2 tRNA genes are annotated in these 254 nt (G+C 57.9%); both read right to left on the bottom strand.

The features are described from left to right. Position 1: 1 nt before the first annotated feature. Positions 2 to 77: transfer RNA gene (locus tag NCS03_RS31055), tRNA-Gly, on the bottom strand. A gap of 101 nt (positions 78 to 178) precedes the next feature. Further along, positions 179 to 254 (bottom strand) — tRNA-Gly (locus tag NCS03_RS31050).

Raw genomic sequence — 254 nt, 5'->3', positions numbered from 1 at the left:
CTGGAGCGGGAGACGAGTCTCGAACTCGCGACCTCAACCTTGGCAAGGTTGCGCTCTACCAACTGAGCTACTCCCGCAATATCCTGCGATACAACTACTGCCGGTACTGCTGCCGCGTTGCGCTTTGCGCTTTGCGCTTTGCCAATTCAGCGCCGACGACCTCAGAACCTTCAAAATCTGGAGCGGGAGACGAGTCTCGAACTCGCGACCTCAACCTTGGCAAGGTTGCGCTCTACCAACTGAGCTACTCCCGC

It is taken from the genome of Caballeronia sp. ATUFL_F1_KS4A (assembly GCF_023630905.1).
GTDB classification, from domain to species: Bacteria; Pseudomonadota; Gammaproteobacteria; order Burkholderiales; family Burkholderiaceae; genus Caballeronia; species Caballeronia zhejiangensis.
This window is presented reverse-complemented; position numbering and strand designations above follow the sequence as displayed.